The organism is Hydrogenovibrio sp. JE_KL2, assembly GCF_009296185.1.
Taxonomy (GTDB): Bacteria; Pseudomonadota; Gammaproteobacteria; order Thiomicrospirales; family Thiomicrospiraceae; genus Hydrogenovibrio.
Window position 1 is genome coordinate 745,266 of the sequence record NZ_WBJR01000001.1, and the last position, 18,870, is coordinate 764,135.

The window sequence follows — 18,870 nt, forward strand, 5'->3', positions numbered from 1 at the left end:
AAACCGCTTTGATTCAATAAGCCATCGTCATCGAATTAAAGCGATAAATTCACTTTTTATGGAAAGCATATGAAAAGTATCAGCACGATCCCTAACTTTGGAACCGCTCTAAAGAAACCTTTGTTGATTGCATCCTTCGTGGCCATGTCATCATTCGGTTCTTTGACAATGGCGGCAGAAAGCACCAATCAAGTGGCGCCAAGTCTTCAACAATTGTTGGAGCACGTCAAAACCCAACTTCCCGAACAAGAGAAAAAGCAGGCATTGCAACAGTTGACACAAGCCAACGGCAATGCCGCTGACTCATGGATTGCCGGCGATGTGGATTTGGTCGTTCGCCATGAGAATGATGGCATGACCGGCAATCAGGGCTATCAATCCTGGGAAGTCGGTGCGGCTTTCCCTATCTGGTTACCGGGTCAGAGTGGCGCTAAACAACAGCTCTCAGAAGACTATCGCTCTTTGCAAAGTGCGCAAACTGCACGCTTGGCACTGATGGCTTCCGGCAAGATACGCAACTTGGTCTGGCAGTTGAAAAAGGCGGAAACAACCCTTGCCTATCGCCAAAAAAGCCACCAACAAGCGCAAGCTTTGGAGCAATTGGTCAAACAGCGTGTCGATGCGGGCGAAAACCCAAAAATGGACTTATTGATGGCGCAGCAAGTCACACTTAACGCCATGAAACAACTGACACTTGCTGAACAGGATTATCGTATCGCCTTGAACGCCTATTCAACTTGGACAGGGAGCGAGCAATTGCCTAAAACCTTTGCCGAACATGAACAATCCTTACCTCTAGCGGAACACCCTGACATAGCTTTCCTGCAAAGCCTTCAATCCATAGAGGCTGAAAAACTGCAACTGACCAAATACAGCCAAAAACAAAATCCGAATCTTTATTTGGGCTCCAAAACAGAAAAAAGCCACCAAATGTCGGACAACACGATGTTGATTGCGCAAATCAGCTTTCCTCTGGGCGTTAACAAACAAAGTGCCATTGCGGTTTCAGAACAAAACCAAAACAAGGTGAATGCCGATATTGCATTAGCTAAAGCAAAACAGCAGATTGCCATTGACCGTCGTAATGCCGAAACCCGTTTACAACAAGCACAGCAGACACAAACGTTGGCAAAGTCTCAATTTGACCTTTCCAGCCAAAGCGTCTTACTTGCCAAACAGGCTTACCAGCAAGGAGAAACTTCCATTCAGATCTTGCTTCAAGCCACACAACAGCTTTATGACAACGAACTGAACTATCGTCTCAGCCAGTTAAACACACAACAATCACTTTCAGACTATAACCAAGCACAGGGAGTTAGCCTACAATGAGCGCGCTGCAAACCCCATCCATGAAGATTTCATCTAAATTCAACACAGACGCATTGAACCGTCACCTAAGAGCTTCTTTGCTGCTGGTATCTCTCGGTATGGCGCCGATGGCGTCACATGCGGCTGAGCCTTTGGTTTTTTCCAGTCAACAAATCACCACTTTGGGCATTGCCACCGCACCGGTGAAAAGAATCCACCAATACCCTAGTGAAACCTACCCTGCGGAAGCGGTGGTGCCACTTAGCCAAACCCACTTGGTGACGACGCCTATTTCTGGCTTGGTAACAAAAATTGATCACGTGCATGGTCCAATCAAGCAAGGCGAAGTGATTGCGGAAATCCTCAGCCCAGAGTTGCTGAATGCACAGAAAAACTATCTGAACACCCTATCGGACTTGTCGACTGCACAGAACAATCTTGCACGTGCAATGAAACTGACGCAAAACGGTGTGGTCTCGGTCAAAAACAAGCAACAAGCACAAGCAGACGTCAACAAGCTGTCGCAAATCAAACGCCAACAACGACAAGACCTGACGTTGATGGGCATGGCGGAAACCGCTATTGAAAAACTGGAAAAGACCAGAAAACAGCAACCGGCCATCATCCAGGTGCCTGCGCCGGTAACGGGTGAACTTTTCAATCTTAAAATCAAGGTCGGTGAGCGCTTGACCGCTAACCAAACATTGATTTCCATTGGTATCGTCGACCCAATCGTTATTGACGTGAGACTACCTGCTTCGCAACTGTCACAAGTCAGCGAAGGCATGACCTCCCTTGCGCTGACAACCCGTGGTGAAATCATCTCGAAAGGCATTGTCGCCCACATTTCGAGCTTCATTGATCCGATGACTCAATCGGTCGAGATTCATAATCGCTTCAACAATGAAGAAGGGAAAATCCATCCAGGAGAATTGATGCAAATTGAATTCGTCAATGAAGTCGCTGATGGCGACTATGTTTATCAGGCACCCGGTTCGGCTATCGGCAATTATGATGGGCATGATGTCGTTTTCTTGATGCACCAGCGCCAAATCACTGTGCAGCCGATTCAAGTGCTATTACAGCAAGACGGCGTGATGGTCTTTAAAACCAAACAACCTATTGACGATGCGCAACAAATCGTCTCACAAAGCACTTCTGCGGTGAAAGCCGCCCTGCTTTCCGCTAGTGAACCTTCAAACGGAGAAGAATAATCATGCTATCCCGATTGATTCAGTTTTTTCTGACCCAACGCATGATGGTGGTGTTGATTATCTTCGCCCTTACCGCCGGTGGCTGGGTCGCCTTTAAAAATACACCGATTGATGCCTTCCCTGACGTTTCCCCTACTCAGGTCAAAATGATTTTCAAAGCACCGGGGATGACGCCTTCCGAAGTGGAACAACGCATTATCGCGCCAATCGAAATGGAAATGCTCGGCTTGCCGAACCAAAAACTGTTGCGTTCGCTGGCAAAATACTCGATTGCGGATATCACCATCGACTTCAAAGAAGGCACCGATATTTACTGGGCTCGCCAACAGGTGGCGGAAAAGCTCAATGGTATTTCTTTGCCTGATGGCGTGACAGGTGGTATCTCACCGCTATCGACGCCTTTGAGTGACATCTTCATGTTCACCATTGATGGTAACACCTTGAACAACCAAGAGAAGCGAAGCCTATTGGATTGGGTTATCCGCCCTGCTCTGCGCTCGGTACAAGGAGTTGCAGACGTCAACTCACTGGGTGGTGAGGTTAAGGTATATAGTGTTGAACCGAACTTCACTAAGTTACAAGCCTACAAGATTCCTTTGGAAAAGCTGATTTCTGCGGTGAAAGCCAACAACCGAAACGATGGTGCCGGTCGTTTGAACCAAGGCGAGGAAGTCTTGCTGGTGAGAACACAAGGTAACCTGACGTCAGTGAAAGACATTGAAAACACCGTTGTCGCTTACCAAAACGGCTATCCGGTCAAAGTAAAAGATGTCGCCAAAGTCAAAATCGATTCCCTTTATCGTAATGGCGCGGTAACCGATAGCGGTAAACATGAAGCCGTAGAAGGCTTGGTTATCGCACTACGCGGTGCCAACGCCAAACAGGTGGTGGAGTCTGTTCAAAATCGTCTGGATGAACTGAAGCCTTCTTTGCCAAAAGGCATTTCTCTAAGTGTCTTCTACAACCGAAGCGCGCTGGTGGACAAAGCCATCTCTACTGTATCCAGCGCTTTGATGGAAGCGGTTGTACTGGTGGTATTGGTACTGGTCGTTTTCCTTGGTAACTTAAGAGCCGCCATTACCGTGTCGTTGATTCTGCCGATGGCGGCATTGATGACCTTTATTCTGATGAATATCTTTGGTTTGTCTGCCAACCTCATGTCATTGGGAGGGTTGGCGATTGCCGTCGGTATGCTGGTGGATGCCGCCGTGGTGGTGGTTGAAAACATCGTCACCATGCAGGAAAAAGACAAGGCCAACCTGCCTAAACTGCATTTGATTTACCGTGCATTGCAGGAAGTCTCCATTCCGGTGGTATCAGGCATCTTGATTATCATGACGGTATTCCTACCTTTATTGACACTCACTGGTCTCGAAGGCAAGCTGTTCGTTCCGGTTGCCCTGACGATTATCTTTGCCCTTGGTAGCTCGCTGATTCTATCTTTGACGGTGATTCCGACTTTGGCATCTTTCATTCTAGGCAAACCTTCACATAAAGAGCCTTGGTTGATTCGTAAGTTGTCGAATTTCTACCGTCCGGTTCTGGAGTGGAGTTTGATACATGACCGAATCGTGATAGGTTCCGCCATCGGTGCGCTGGTCATTGCTGGTGTGGTTTATACCCAAGTCGGTAAGACCTTTATGCCGACCATGGATGAAGGCGGCATTATCCTTCAGGTTGAGAAGATCCCTTCTATCGGCTTGAAAGAAACCGTTAAATTGGATTTGCGCATTCAACGTGAAATCATGAAACAGGTTCCTGAAGTTAAGCGCATCGTGGGCCGTGTCGGTTCCGACGAGCTGGGACTTGATCCGATGGGCTTGAACGATACCGATACTTTCTTGGTGTTGAAACCGAAATCCGAATGGCGCGTCAAAACCAAAGACGAACTGATTGAGGAAATCCGTCGTGTCATGGAAGAGAACTTCCCTGGCTTCAACTTCGCCTTCACGCAACCTATTCAGATGCGTGTTGATGAAATGTTGACGGGTGCGCGTGGTGACGTCGCCATCAAAATCTTCGGTGACGATACCCAAACCCTTAACCAAGCGGCAGAACAACTCGTCAACCTAGTGAAGAAAATTCCAGGTGCAACAGATGTCTATACGCCGCAAAACGACGGGCTACGTTATCTGAAACTGACCGTAAACCGCGTCATGGCGGGAAGACTTGGTTTAACTGTCGAACAAGTTCAGGACATTTTGCGCGTGCAGGTCAACGGCTTGCCTGTCGGCATTATTTATGAAGGCATTCGCCAAATCCCATTGATTATTCGTGGACCGGATGCCTATAAATCCTCCAAGCTGGAAATGTTGAAACAGCCTATCGCCCTGCCGAATGGCGAAAGCGTGCAACTTGGACAGTTGGTGAATGCTGAAGAAGTTGAAGGGCCTGTTGCCATCAAACGTGAGCAGAGCAAACGCTTCTCAACTGTGGTTGCCAACGTGACCGGACGTGACTTGGTCAGCTTCGTAGAAGAAGCCAAACAAGTCGCCAAACAAGTGACACTTCCTCCCGGTTATTACTTTGAGTGGGGTGGACAGTTTGAAAACCAACAACGTGCCGCGGCGAAACTTGCTGTGGTTGTTCCGATTGCATTGGTGTTGATTTTCATTATCCTGTTCAGTACCTTTCAATCTGTTTCTCAGGCGGTCATGGTTCTAACCAACGTGCCTTTCGCATTGATTGGTGGCATCCTCGCGCTTTGGATGACAGGGCAATACTTATCAGTGCCGGCATCGGTCGGGTTTATCGCCCTACTGGGTATCGCGGTATTGAACGGTGTGGTGATGATCAGCTACTTTAACCAACTGGCTGCGAAAATCGATGATGCTAAAACCATCGTGGTTGAAGGCGCATTGAGACGTTTAAGACCCGTTTTGATGACCGCATCCATCGCGGCATTGGGTCTGGTTCCGTTGGTCTTCGCAACCGGTCCGGGTTCTGAAATTCAAAAACCTTTGGCGATTGTTGTTATCGGTGGCTTGATTTCATCCACCCTATTGACACTGTTGATCTTACCGATCATCTATCAACGTTTCGGCTTGAGATCACTTTCTGCCAAATCCGCCTCCAATAAAGAACAGGAGTAAGTCATGGCCAATAACTACCTATTACAACTGATTGTCGATGGTAAGGTCGCTCACGAAGTGATTGACCAACTCCTGACATTCGAGACGCCGCTAAAGTTCAATGTCGAGGCAATCAGTGCCTATCACGCTGCTCAAAGACTTAGTTCGACCAGCGAGCAAGTTTCCGGGCATGTGAAAAGAATCAAAATCGAAGTATTGGTGACTGAAGACAATTATCAGGCGGTCATCAAGCATGCCAAGGAACCACTGACCTATTCGGAAATGCGGTATATCCTCATGCCGATTACTGCGTTGGGGATTGCTTGAGTCAACCTGAAGAAAGCTATATAGGCTGTTGAAGCCTAACTGCTTTCCCCTATAATGACCACGACAGATAAAACTTAAAAACGCATTGGAGAAAAAATGAAATATGTTGTCACTTCGGATAAATCAATCGACGAAGTTTGTCAGGCAATGGAAGAAGCCGTTCCTGCACATAAATTCGGTATCGTCGGTATCCATGACCTGAAAGCCACCATGGCAAAAAAAGGGGTGGAATTCGCAAACGAAGTTCGAGTATTTGAAATCTGCAACCCAATGAAAGCGAAAAGTGTTTTGGAAGTGGACATGGACTTGGCGTCTGCCTTGCCTTGCCGTATTTCCGTTTACCAAGACGGTGGTGTCACCAAAATCGGCATGATCAACCCGACCGATATGCTGAAAGCATTGAGCAACAACCCAGCTCTAGTAGCGGTTGCCGAAGAAGTAGAAGCCATTTCCATTGATATCATCAACACCGTTAAATAACGTCATTTCTGATTAAAATCTGCCAGGTTGGGGGTTGCTTGATTTACCCCAACCTGGCAGATTTTCAAACTAGTGTGTTTTCCTAGGGTTTAAGGTTTATCCATTACGAAGTCTTCGTAATCTTCAATCTCATCCGAGTCCACAACCAATAGCGGTATCGCCAGCAAACCCACACCCGCCAATTTGACCGACTCCTTCTTGCCCGAATTCAACGGGTGCCAATCAGCCAGTTTGTCACCGCGATAAATCACACGATACGCACAAGAATCCGGCAACCAATCAAACTCTGCAATGCCTTCCAGCGTTAAAGGCACACAAGTGGGTACATTGGTTGAACGGTTGGCATAGTCACTACACTGCCCGGTTTGCGTATCTGAAAAACGACAAACCACCGAGGTATAAACGATTTCATCCGTGTCTTCATCCTGCAGTTTCGTCAAGCAGCACAAACCACAACCATCGCATAGAGATTCCCACTCTTCCTGAGTCATTTCTTCAAGCGTTTTGGTATCCCAATAGCGTCCTGACGGCTTTGTCATATCCTAAAAATCCTATAACAAAAAACGCCTCGAAAGAGGCGTCTGAAAGTTGTAAAAGCTGACAATATCAATCGTGTGAGACTGGTGTCAGCTTCCAAATGTCGTCATTATACTCGATCATAGTTCTATCCGTTGAGAAGATACCACTTCGTGCAGAGTTAATGATGCTCATGGTATTCCAATGCTCATGATCTTGGAATGCCAAACCGATTTTATGCTGTGCATCGATATAGCTGCGGAAATCCGCCAATGTCATCCAAGGGTCATGCGGTGACTTCAACGAGTTGATGATGTCGTTGAAGATATTCGGTTCAAATTGATTGAAGTGACCGGATTCCAACAACCCCATCACTGCACGCAAATCTTCATCACTATCAATGAAATGTTGTGGGTTGTAATGGTGTCGCATTTCTTCGACTTCCTGCGTTTTCAAACCGAACAAGAAGAAGTTGTCTTCTCCAACGGCTTCAAGAATCTCGACATTCGCACCATCCAAGGTACCAATGGTTACTGCACCGTTCATCATGAACTTCATATTCCCGGTACCGGAAGCTTCTTTACCTGCCGTTGAAATCTGCTCAGACACATCCGTCCCCGGACAAATGACTTCCATCGCAGAAACGCGATAATTTGGAATGAAAGCGACTTTCAACTTATCGCCCACTTCCGGGTCATCGTTAATGATTTCCGCTACATTGTTGACCAGTTTGATGATGTTTTTCGCCATCTGGTAGCCGGGGGCCGCTTTCCCACCTATGATGACACAACGGTTGGTCCATCTATCGGTTTCACCTCGTTTGATTTTCGCGTACAGGTGAATCACGTGCAGGACATTCAGCAATTGGCGTTTGTATTCGTGGATACGCTTCACCTGCACATCGAATAAGGAAGCAACCGGGAATTCGATGCCTGTTGACTCTTTTACCAAAGCGGCTAGACGGGCTTTGTTTTCACGCTTTACATTCATCCATGCCTGACGGAAAGGCTTGTCATGAACAAAATCTTCTAGCTTGCTTAATTCGGTCAAGTTGGTAATCCAACCTTCCCCGATTTTCTGTTTCAACAGTTCACGTAACCCAGGGTTACAGGCGGCCATCCAACGACGTTGAGTGACACCATTGGTTTTGTTGTTGAAACGTTCCGGCCATAGCTCATAGAAGTCATGAAACAAGCCTTCTTTCAACAACTGCGAGTGCAGTGCCGCCACGCCATTGATGGAGAAACTACCGACAATCGCCAGATACGCCATACAGACATTATTGCCTTCATCAATCAGCGACATGCGGCGGAATCTCGCCGTATCCCCCGGCCACTTCATCGCAACCTGTTTGAGAAAGCGTCTGTTGATTTCATAAATGATATCCAACGGGCGTGGCAATAGCTTCTGGAACAACGGCACTGACCAACGTTCCAAAGCTTCCGGCAACAAGGTGTGGTTGGTGTAGGCCATACAACTGGAAACAATATGCCAAGCCTCATCCCACTCCATGGCGTAGTCATCCAGGAAGATACGCATCAGTTCGGCAACCGCCAAACTCGGATGGGTGTCATTCAATTGGAAAACATTACATTCCGCAAAGGTGGAGAAATCGCCATCATGACGTTTATCCCACTGGCAAACAACATCTTGCAAGGATGCAGACACCAAAAAGTACTGTTGCTTCAAGCGCAACTCTTTACCATTCTCACTGCTGTCATTCGGGTAAAGCACCATGGTGATGTTTTCAGCATCAGACTTTTGCGCTACCGCTTCAAAGTAAGAACCGGCATTGAACTCACTCAGGTTAAAGTCTTCTTCAGCACAAGCAGACCACAGGCGCAGCGTATTGACCGTTTTGTTCTTGAAGCCGGGAATCGGCACATCAAAAGGTACGGCAATCACATCGTCGGTTTCTTCCCACAAGGTGGTAAGTTTTCCGGTGTGCGGATCTTTGAATAAATGCGTCATACCACCGAACTTCACGGTGCGGGCATACTCGGTACGTTGCAATTCCCAAGGATAGAAACCAAATCCCAACCAATGATCCGGGTCTTCTACTTGATAACCGTTTTGAATACGTTGTTTGAACATCCCATACTCGTAACGTAGTCCATAGCCCATCACAGGCAGTTGCAAGGTTGCGCAAGAATCCATGAAACAGGCCGCCAAACGCCCTAGACCACCGTTACCTAAACCAGCGTCTTTTTCGGCATCTTCAATTTCTTCAAGCGATAAACCAAGTTCATACATGGCTTTTTCCGCTTCAGTTTCAATGCCGAGGTTAAGCAGGTTATTGGTCAATGAACGGCCGATAAGAAACTCCATCGACAGATAGTAGGCCTTTTTACAGTCGGTTTCTTTGTAGGCGTTCCATGTCTGTTTCCAATACCCCATCAAGCGGTCGCGTACCGTATAGGACATGGCACGGAACTGATATTCCATATCGGCATCAACATTACGCCCTAGCGTGTTATAGAGATAGTGTACAAAGCCGTTTTCAATATCTTTTGTCGACATACCGAGGTCTTGTTGAACCTTGGCAACTTTTTTGGCGGTTTCAGTTTTCTTTGCAGCAGACATGGTTCGCTCCTAACATTCAATCGTTTGGAAATCGCTTCGTTGCAACTTCAATAGGGTTCAAAATAAATTCAGTTCTTTTTGCCGGTTTCTTTGAACAAGCTTAAATATTGTTTGGCACTTTTCTCCCAGCCGAAATCAACGGACATGGCCGTTTTCTGGATTTTTTGCCAAGTGCGCGTCTTGGTATAAAGATACAAAGCGTGCAACAGTGCCGACTTAAAGGCATGATGACTTGGGTCGTAGAACACAAACCCTGTTGCTGTGCCTTCTTTGATATTTTCTTCGGTGGCATTCACCACCGTATCTGCCAAGCCTCCGGTATTATGAACAATCGGTAGCGTTCCATAGACCAAGCTATACATTTGGTTCAACCCGCATGGCTCGAAACGTGATGGCATCAAAAACAGATCGGAACCCGCTTCAACCTTATGCGCCAAAACTTCGGAATAGCCGATATAGACCATCACTCTGCCCGGGTATTGATGAGCCAACTCGCTCAATGCATATTCGTAATCCGAAGAACCGGAACCGACAAACACGAATCGAGCATCTGTCTGCTCAATCACGTCATGCACAACATCCAACACTAGGTCGATACCTTTTTGCGGTACAAGGCGCCCAACAAACCCTACCACGGGTGCGGTCGATTCAACGATCTCATCCGCCAAATCCCAAAAGCGCAGTAAATCTTTCTTGTTCTCTTTTTTGGCGGCCACCCGTCCTTTTTCAAGATCATAATGACGCTTGATATAGGTGTCTTTTTTCGGGTTCCAAATATCGGTATCAATCCCGTTCAGAATACCGACCAAACGCCCTTCTTCCTGGCGCTTTAGTAAAACGCCTTCCAAACCATAGGCATACTCGGGAAAACAGATTTCTCGTGCATAGGTCGGGCTAACGGTGTTGACCCAATCCGCAAACAAAATACCGGCTTTCAGCATCGACATATTGTTGTAGAACTCAATGCCTTCAGGCGTCCACCAGTGCCACGGCAACCACAAGCTCTCGAACAAAGATTTCGGGAACAGTCCGGCATACGCCATGTTGTGAATCGTAAATAATGTCTTGGGACGTTCGTCTTCAAGTGACAACAATGCCGGTACCAAACCAGTTTGCCAGTCATTGCTATGAATCAAATCTGGTTTCCAGTTCAAACCGACTCGATCCATTGCGATTTCAACCACCGCCTTTGAAAAAACTGCGAAACGCTCACCATTGTCCCACCAATCATCGCCTTCAGGAGATAAGTAAGGATTACCGGGGCGATTAAACAAATCCGGCACATCAACCAGCCATACAGGCGTACTCAAACCTTCCGCTTTGGCTTTGAACACACGAACGTGCACATCTCTATTACAACCACCCACCATGAAATCGGTCAGTTCTTTCACATCAGTGACCTTCTCCCAAACATCGCCATAGGCCGGCATAATGAGCTTGACATGATGCTTGAGTTTGGCATAAGCACTCGGCAAACTTCCCGAAACATCACCCAATCCCCCCGTTTTGATTAAAGGGTGTGCCTCTGAAGTGGCAAATAAAATCTTCACGCTAACTTTCTCTTCCTAAAATCGTCTTAAATCAATTTGTCAGTTTAAATACCAGTACCGATAACGGCGGTAGCGTCAACTCGGCGGAATATGGACGATTCATCCAAGCGATTTCCTGAGTGTCAATACCACCACTATTCCCGATATTTCCGCCGCCATAAATCTCTGAATCCGAATTCAACAATTCCTGATAATGTCCTGCTTCCGGTAAGCCTATGCGATAGTTTTCTCTCGGCACGGGGGTGAAGTTACAGATGCAAATCAGTTTTTCGTCATCGGCGATACGGATAAAACTCAAGATAGATTGCTCGTAATCATGACAATCTATCCACTCGAAACCACTGGACTCGAAATCACGCTGATGCAATGCAGGCTGTGCCTGATACAAATGATTCATATCACGAACCCACAGTTGAACGCCACGGTTTGATGGCTGGTCACACAAATACCAATCCAGACCACGTTCTTCGGACCATTCGCCGTATTGCGCGAATTCTCCGCCCATAAACAACAGTTTTTTACCGGGGTTGACCAGCTGATAACCCAGCAACAATCTTAAGTTTGCCATTTTCTGCCAATGGTCACCCGGCATCTTGCTGACCAGCGCATTTTTCATATGCACCACTTCATCATGCGACAGCGGCAGAATGAAATTTTCCGAGTAGGCGTACATCTGGCTAAAAGTCAAATCGTTATGATGATAAGGGCGATAGACACAGTCCTTCTCGAAATAACCGAGCGTATCGTTCATCCACCCCATATTCCATTTCATCGAAAAGCCCAAGCCCCCCATCCAAGTGGGACGTGACACCATCGGCCAAGACGTCGACTCCTCCGCCATCATCACAATGCCAGGACATTGGGAATGCACTTCCGCATTCAATGTCTGCAAAAACTCAATGGCTTCAAGGTTCTCTCGCCCGCCATGTTTATTGGGTATCCATTGACCATCCTCACGCGAGTAGTCTAGGTACAACATGGAAGCCACCGCATCCACACGCAAACCGTCAAGGTGGAACTCTTTCAGCCAAAACAGTGCATTGGCAATCAGGAAATTACGGACTTCATTGCGTCCGAAATTGAAGATATAGGTCCCCCAATCCTGATGCTCACCCTGCCTTGGATCTTCATGTTCATACAGTGCCGAACCATCAAAACGCGCAAGCGCAAACTCATCTTTTGGAAAGTGCGCCGGTACCCAATCCAAATAAACACCAATGCCATTTTGATGGCAGTGGTCAACCAGGTAACGAAAATCATCCGGTGAGCCAAAACGAGAAGTTGGTGCAAAATATCCCGTTGTTTGGTAACCCCAAGACTGATCCAATGGATGTTCGGTAATCGGCAATAACTCAATATAAGAAAAGCCCATCCACTTCACATACTCGACCAAACGATGGGCAATTTCACGGTAGCTCAAAAAGTTCCCGTCATCGTCTCTCTGCCATGACCCCAAATGCACTTCGTAGATGTTCATTGGGGAAGTCGCCCATTGATCTTCGGCACGATTCGTCAGCCACGATTGATCTTGCCACTCATACTCTGAGTGATAAACCACACTGCCAGTCTTAGGGCGTACTTCCATCCATTTTGCATAAGGATCGGTTTTGGTATGGCAGTAGCCTGTTCGCGCATTGCGAATTTCAAACTTGTAGATATCGCCGGGGTGTAGCCCAGGAATAAACAGCTCCCATACGCCACCACCGATTGTACGCATAGGGTGGCGCAAACCGTGCCATCCGTTGAAATCCCCTACCACCGACACACGATTGGCGGCAGGCGCCCAAACCGCAAACTGCACACCGGAAATACCGTCTACAGTTTTGAAATGTGCACCAAGAATATCGTAAACATGCCAATGCCGGCCTTCTTGGAACAAATGCATATCCAGCTCGCCGACGGTCGGCAAAAAGGTATAGGGAGAGACCACTTCATGTGTTGAACCATCCGCCTCGGTCCATTGCACGTTGAAGTGCTGTGGCAAAGATTTTTTAGCGGTTTTGGTGATTTTGGCGACGAACATATCGGTGCCATCAATACGAGTCAGGGCATGCGTATTTTCCACCATTGCCTGTTCGGCAGTCGGCAACCAGACACGGATTTCCCAATGTTTGCCAGTTTCATGACACCCAAGCACCTGAAATGGGTCGTGATGAGTACCTGAATGCAACCGGGCAATGTCCTGCTCAATTCTTTTCAATTCATCTTCCGTAATGACCGAAACGGATTTTGAGGCTTTCGTGGTTTTTACCATAGTGTCTCTTTTGCGTTACCTGTTTTTACCAACCGCTCTTTTGTTCAGGCGGTTCGTTTGTATTTTTCAATTAATGTTTTGATTCTAGCAGACAAGTCGTCCGGTATCTCCTGCCATCCAAATTGCCATGCCCAGTTTCCGTCACAAGTACCGGGGATATTCATGCGTGCTTCTGTTCCCAACCCCAGATAATCCTGCAAAGGCGCAATCATCGTCAACGCAGGCGAAGACATCGCCGCCGCAATCAACGGCCAAGGCATATCGCCGGCAAACTGGAAATCTGCCAGCTGTATATCAACCCAATGACGGGTGTCATCGTCAAGACTATCCCACCACCCCAAAGTGGTGTCATTGTCATGTGTCCCTGTATAAACAATGGAGTTTTCTACCTGCTCTTTCAGATCATGCGGATTGTCAGGCAGTCCGTTAAAGCCAAACTGCAACACCGACATACCCGGTAAATTAAAGGCTTCTTTCAACGCCACCACTTCCGGCGTAATGACCCCCAAGTCTTCAGCCACCAAATTCATATGCGGGAAATTACGATGCAAGTCAGACAACAATTTATCGCCAGGTACTTTACGCCACTGCCCGTTCATCGCAGTTTCTTCTTTGGCATCAATTTCCCAACAGGCTTCCAAACCGCGAAAATGATCGATACGAACGTAATCGAACTGTGAAATCGCTTGCGCAATACGTTTATGCCACCAATCAAAACCGTCTTCCAGCATCACTTCCCAGTTGTAGTGAGGGTTACCCCAGTGCTGCCCAGTTTCAGAAAAATAGTCAGGTGGCACACCTGCGACGACGGTTGGTTTGAGATGTTCATCCAGCTTGAATTGGTCGGGATTCGCCCACACGTCAGCACTGTCATAAGCGACGAAAATCGGCATATCGCCAAACAGCATAATGCCTTTTGCGTTGGCATCCGTTTTCAGTTGCTGCCAGATAGTGGCTAACACAAACTGCTCTTTCTTCAAAAGAGTGATACGTTCCTGATGTTTTTGAGCAAAATTTGCCAACGACAACAAATCACGTTTTTGGTAAACCTCCGGCCAGCTTGACCAAGGTTCATAATTGAATTCTTCCCTTAAGGTCATAAATAGCGCATAGTCATCTAGCCAATGCGGCGGATCCAGCAAAAAGGCATCAAACGCCGTGGCATCAAATTGGTTCTGCCAATCATCCGGCAATAGCGCCGGATTCATCGCAAAAGCAGATACACTTTGATAAGGTGACAATCCCTGCACCGGTTGGGTCAGCGGCAGCATTTGCCAAACGCTCAAACCGGCATTTTCCATCCAGTCAAGAAAACGCCAAGCTGCTTTGTCCAACTTGCCAAGCGATTTTTCATGCGGCAAGGATGTCGGATGCAACAGCACCCCTGCGTGTCTCGCCGCCATCATTAGGAAATGCCTCTCTGCATCACACCACCGTTATCCATTTCGCCGCCTCCTTGAGATAAAGGAATTTGTAATTGCTCCGGTGGACGTTCGCCGAGCAACTGATAAAGCTTTTCCAGATGACGACGATAGAGCTGATCAAAATCTTTGACGCTTCCCGCCGGATTGTAATCACCAAACCACCAGAACCAATCCGAGCCTTCGCATATCGCCAACTGCTCAGTCACTGCCTGTTTTTGGCTGGCCGTCAACGTGCCGGAAGTCATGACCTTGTCGTAAGTTTGTTTTGCTTCCACCAGCAAATCCCAACCTGCGTTTTTGTCTGGCTCGCCAATCCAGGTAGAGAACGAACCATATACCCAGCTTCCCGCCTTCAATATAGGTAAATGTCTAAGCGGAATATCTTCTGCCAGAGCATCGGAAAAAGTCGTCATATCAATCCGTTCGTCTTTACCGAGCTTTTCATACAGTGTTCTCAAGAAATAGTACGCATTCTCAGGATAGTACTCCCAGGCGTTTTCACCATCAAGAATGACCGACACCACATGATCCTCGACTTTATCGCCAAGAAACTCGGCGATATTGTGTAGGTTGTGCAGGAAGTTATTCGCAGCATCCTCAGGATTCCAATCTTTATATTGAAAGCCGATCAAGTCGGATAAACCATCATCTCTAAAGAACATGGCGCACTTTTGTGATGCATGTTGCAACGGCTGATACAACGCCCGCTTGGAAGCAATATCGTGGTGATCCAAATGCGATGCTTCACAGGAGTGTCGCCAAACGCCCTCACCGGAAGCCGTCCATTGAATACCATAATGATCCAACAAGCCTACCGAAGCACTACTGACTGCCCCTTCGGACAACCAGACGCCTTTTGGCTTGCTGCCGAAATAGTGTTCATAAACCTCAAATCCTTTTTCCATGTGCCATTTTGCGCGCTCATAGCCATCCGGGTAGGCTTCACTCGATGGCATAGGGGCATGAGGCAAAGCGTCTTTCATGGAGTTGAAATCGATCAACAAGGGGACAATCGGGTGTCCATAAGGTGTCATGGAAATTTCGATTTGCCCTGACTCCATCAATGCCCGATAACGCGGGATAATCCCTTCGATTGCATCCGCCATCACTTTAATCAAAGTTCTTTGATCTTCAGGCGAGAAGTGCTGTCCAAGATTGCCTTTTTTAATGAGCGCTTTGACTCTATCGTCTTTCAGACGCAGACTGGTTCCCATCCATGTCAGGTGGTACCACATCAACAAGTCAATGAAAAACTGATCATTAAAATAGGACAACCCTTTGGACTCTTCGAATGGGGTGTTTTTATCGCACTGCGCCATGATAACCAAACTTTTGAATGCCGGATAAGGGTCAATCATCGTAGGCGAAAACGCCTTTTGGCAGGCTTGAACAATCTCAAAACGTTGTTCAAGATCAGGACTGATAGCCTTCTCACCCGACACCCAGTTCAGTAAGGGATCACACATCTCTATGCCTGAAGCCAACCAATCACGCATTTGTTTCGCGTAATCGTCCATCTGCTCCAACAGCACAGGCGCAAAGTTCACCACCACGCGTGCTTTCGGGCAGTTTTCAAGGTGCGCAACCATGTCGGTATAGTCTTTGATGCCATGCAGATACACCCAAGGCAAACGATACAAGCCATCCAAACCGTCGCGATAATGTGGCTGATGCATATGCCAGCAAATCACCAGTTTGAGTTTTTTGTTTTCCATGATTGAACCTTAATTTTGTTAGCTTAAAAGACTTAGCGCGTGATATGCAGTTTTTGTCCGAGCATATCCGGTGTTACCAGCACGATTCCAGAACTAGGCTCGACATAAAAACGCTCGGCATCTGCAACCGGATCTTCCCCGATAATCATACCGTCAGGAATCACCGTTCCCTTATCAATCACCGCATTCTGAATGCGACAATGACGACCCACTTCTACACGTGGTAAAAGCACCGAATCCTTAATCAAGCTATAACTGTGCACACGACCACCGCTTGAAATCACCGAACGCTTGATGCGCGCACCTGAAATAATGCAGCCGCCGGCAACCATGGAGTCAATGGCTTCGCCTCGACGGCCATCGTCATCGAATGTGAATTTCGCTGGCGGCATTTGTGCCTGATAGGTCCAAATCGGCCAGTCTCTATCGTAAAGGTTCAACTGTGGCGTGATGCTACACAAGTCAAGATTCGCCTTCCAAAAAGATTCAATGGTTCCGACATCTCGCCAATAGGCTGGTTCGTCATTGTCATCAACAAACGGATAGGCTTTCACACGCCAATCTTCAATCACTGAGGGAATGATGTCCTTTCCGAAGTCGTGGCTGGATGACGAGTTGTCATAATCTTCAATCAGCTTTTGGAACAAAAATTCTCTGGAGAAAACGTAAATACCCATCGATGCCAAAGCAGTGTCCGGCTTGCCCGGTAAGGTGTCTGGCTCTGCGGGTTTTTCGGTAAATTTGGTAATGGTCAGGGTACGGTCAACAGACATAACCCCAAAGCCTTTGGCTTCGTTAACCGGCACTTCAATACAACCGATTGTCACATCCGCTGCCGAGGCGACGTGCGCCATCAACATCTTGCTGTAGTCCATCGAATAAATATGGTCTCCGCCCAACACCAGCACATATTCAGGTGTATGACGACGCATGATATCCAGGTTTTGAAACAAGGCATCCGCAGTTCCACGATACCAGTCCTTATCGACACGTTGTTGTGCAGGAAGCAATTCGACAAACTCCCCTACTTCATAACGCATGAAAGACCATGCACGTTGTACGTGGCGAATCAGGGAGTGAGACTTGTATTGCGTCAACACCCCAATCTTACGAATACCGGAGTTCACACAGTTGGACAACACAAAATCGATAATACGATACTTGCCTCCAAACGGCACTGCAGGCTTTGCGCGCCATTTGGTCAAATCTTTCAGTCGGCTGCCTTCTCCACCAGCCAGAACCAGCGCCAGAGTGTTTTTCGTCAAATCTGTCTCTGTCTTGGTCTCACAGTAATACTTCATGAATGTCTCTCTCCTGCTGCTATCTATTTATTATTTTTTTGACTAAATCGTTGTTTGGCTAAATGTTTCATCCCCAACAAACCAATTTGATCGTTTATCACCAAATAAACGGGGATATCTTTGACCAAATTCGACATACGACCCTTTGCCGTCATTGATTTTATAAAGCGGGGCTGTTGCATCCAGTCGCGTATTTTCGGGCCAATACCGCCGGCGATATAAACGCCTGCTTTGGCTTGCCATAGCAATGAGACATTGCCGATATACGCGCCATAAACTTCAACAAAAGTGTTCAAGGTTTTCTGTGCAATAGGTTCTCCTTTAATGGCAAGCTCATGGACCTGCTCGGCAGAACAAATTGGGGTGAGGTTGTGATGGCTATGTCCGTGATTTTCAGCGTTGAAAAACGCATAGAGAAACTCAATCCCTTCACCAGATAGAATACGCTCATATGACACGTGCGTCCATTTTTTGTGCAACCAATCAAACAATTTCAATTGGGTGCTATCCAAAGGTGCAAAATCCATATGTCCACCTTCAGATGCCTGAGGAATAAACTCTCCCCCACAATTTTTAATAGGCGAAATTCCTAATCCTGACCCTGCGCCAACAATCAGTTTGTTCCCCGCCTCATCGTAATCTCCCGCTTGCAGACACAAAGTATCTTCTTCAGACAATTCATTTATCCCCAGCGCCGCCGCTGCGAAATCATTCATAATTTCCACATAATCTATATGACAGTCTTGCGCTAAGGCATCCGCATCTATAATCCAAGGCAAGTTGGTTAAATGAACTTGTCGAGCCGACACCGGTCCAGCCAAGCCCAAGCAGGCAACATCAAAATGGGTAAAGGAAAATTCTTGTTGAAAGGTTTGGATCAATTCAGAGAGTGCATTGAAGTCTGCACTGAGATAGCGTTTTTCCGCCAAGGTAGTGTCTGTTTCGGCATCGAACGCCGAAACCAAGACTTTTGTTGCGCCGACATCAACTGCTAGCAGCTTCCCCATTACTCTTACCTCGAGTTATCAACACTTGAAATCTATGTCGTTAGTGTGCGATTACGCCATGTTAAGAAAGGATTCTAACAATGCGCTTGGGGGCAAATATGACGACTGCATGAAAATAAA

General features: G+C 47.2%; 13 protein-coding genes. 5 read left to right on the forward strand and 8 right to left on the reverse strand.

Annotation, left to right across the window (positions count from 1 at the left end; genetic code table 11):
- Positions 1-69 precede the first annotated feature (69 nt).
- From F8R13_RS03555 to F8R13_RS03575, 5 genes are all read left to right on the forward strand, one after another.
- Positions 70-1,329, forward strand: a complete 1,260-nt coding sequence (locus F8R13_RS03555; protein WP_152831920.1) for a TolC family protein — start codon at positions 70-72, stop codon at positions 1,327-1,329.
- The gene (locus F8R13_RS03560; RefSeq protein WP_152831921.1) at positions 1,326-2,522 is read left to right on the forward strand and encodes an efflux RND transporter periplasmic adaptor subunit; all 1,197 of its coding nucleotides are present in this window, start codon (positions 1,326-1,328) and stop codon (positions 2,520-2,522) included. Before F8R13_RS03555 ends, F8R13_RS03560 begins: the two co-directional genes overlap by 4 nt.
- Positions 2,523-2,524: 2 nt before the next feature.
- Entirely contained in the window at positions 2,525-5,614 is a 3,090-nt protein-coding gene (locus F8R13_RS03565) for an efflux RND transporter permease subunit (RefSeq protein WP_152831922.1), read from the forward strand.
- A 3-nt stretch (positions 5,615-5,617) separates the two neighbouring features.
- Positions 5,618-5,920 (forward strand): DUF3240 family protein, encoded by a 303-nt coding sequence (locus tag F8R13_RS03570; RefSeq protein ID WP_152831923.1) that lies wholly within the window; start codon positions 5,618-5,620, stop codon positions 5,918-5,920.
- Positions 5,921-6,016: 96 nt separating this feature from the next.
- On the forward strand, positions 6,017-6,400 hold the full coding sequence (locus tag F8R13_RS03575) for a DUF302 domain-containing protein (RefSeq protein ID WP_152831924.1): 384 nt from the start codon (positions 6,017-6,019) through the stop codon (positions 6,398-6,400).
- Between the two features lie 89 nt (positions 6,401-6,489).
- On the opposite strand, the gene F8R13_RS03580 is transcribed toward F8R13_RS03575, so the two are convergent.
- From F8R13_RS03580 to glk, 8 genes are all read right to left on the reverse strand, one after another.
- Complete coding sequence (locus tag F8R13_RS03580; protein ID WP_152831925.1) at positions 6,490-6,939, reverse strand: YcgN family cysteine cluster protein; 450 nt, start codon at positions 6,937-6,939, stop codon at positions 6,490-6,492.
- Positions 6,940-7,006: 67 nt separating this feature from the next.
- Positions 7,007-9,499: a glycogen/starch/alpha-glucan phosphorylase gene (locus tag F8R13_RS03585; protein WP_152831926.1), complete on the reverse strand. Its 2,493-nt coding sequence runs from the start codon at positions 9,497-9,499 to the stop codon at positions 7,007-7,009.
- Positions 9,500-9,567: 68 nt separating this feature from the next.
- Positions 9,568-11,049 carry a glycogen synthase GlgA gene (glgA, locus tag F8R13_RS03590; protein ID WP_371414884.1) on the reverse strand — a complete coding sequence of 494 codons (1,482 nt, stop codon included), beginning with the start codon at positions 11,047-11,049 and terminating at the stop codon, positions 9,568-9,570.
- Positions 11,050-11,080: 31 nt separating this feature from the next.
- A complete protein-coding gene (glgB, locus tag F8R13_RS03595) occupies positions 11,081-13,303 on the reverse strand; it encodes a 1,4-alpha-glucan branching protein GlgB (protein ID WP_152831927.1) in 2,223 nt (740 codons plus the stop codon).
- 44 nt (positions 13,304-13,347) lie between these two features.
- Complete coding sequence (gene malQ, locus F8R13_RS03600) at positions 13,348-14,709, reverse strand: 4-alpha-glucanotransferase (RefSeq protein ID WP_371414885.1); 1,362 nt, start codon at positions 14,707-14,709, stop codon at positions 13,348-13,350.
- Entirely contained in the window at positions 14,709-16,442 is a 1,734-nt protein-coding gene (locus F8R13_RS03605; RefSeq protein WP_152831928.1) for a glycoside hydrolase family 57 protein, read from the reverse strand. The genes malQ and F8R13_RS03605 overlap by 1 nt, the downstream gene beginning before the upstream one ends.
- A 32-nt stretch (positions 16,443-16,474) precedes the next feature.
- Positions 16,475-17,743: a glucose-1-phosphate adenylyltransferase gene (gene glgC / locus F8R13_RS03610; protein ID WP_152831929.1), complete on the reverse strand. Its 1,269-nt coding sequence runs from the start codon at positions 17,741-17,743 to the stop codon at positions 16,475-16,477.
- Between the two features lie 23 nt (positions 17,744-17,766).
- Positions 17,767-18,750, reverse strand: a complete 984-nt coding sequence (gene glk, locus F8R13_RS03615; protein ID WP_152831930.1) for a glucokinase — start codon at positions 18,748-18,750, stop codon at positions 17,767-17,769.
- Between the last annotated feature and the right edge of the window lie 120 nt (positions 18,751-18,870).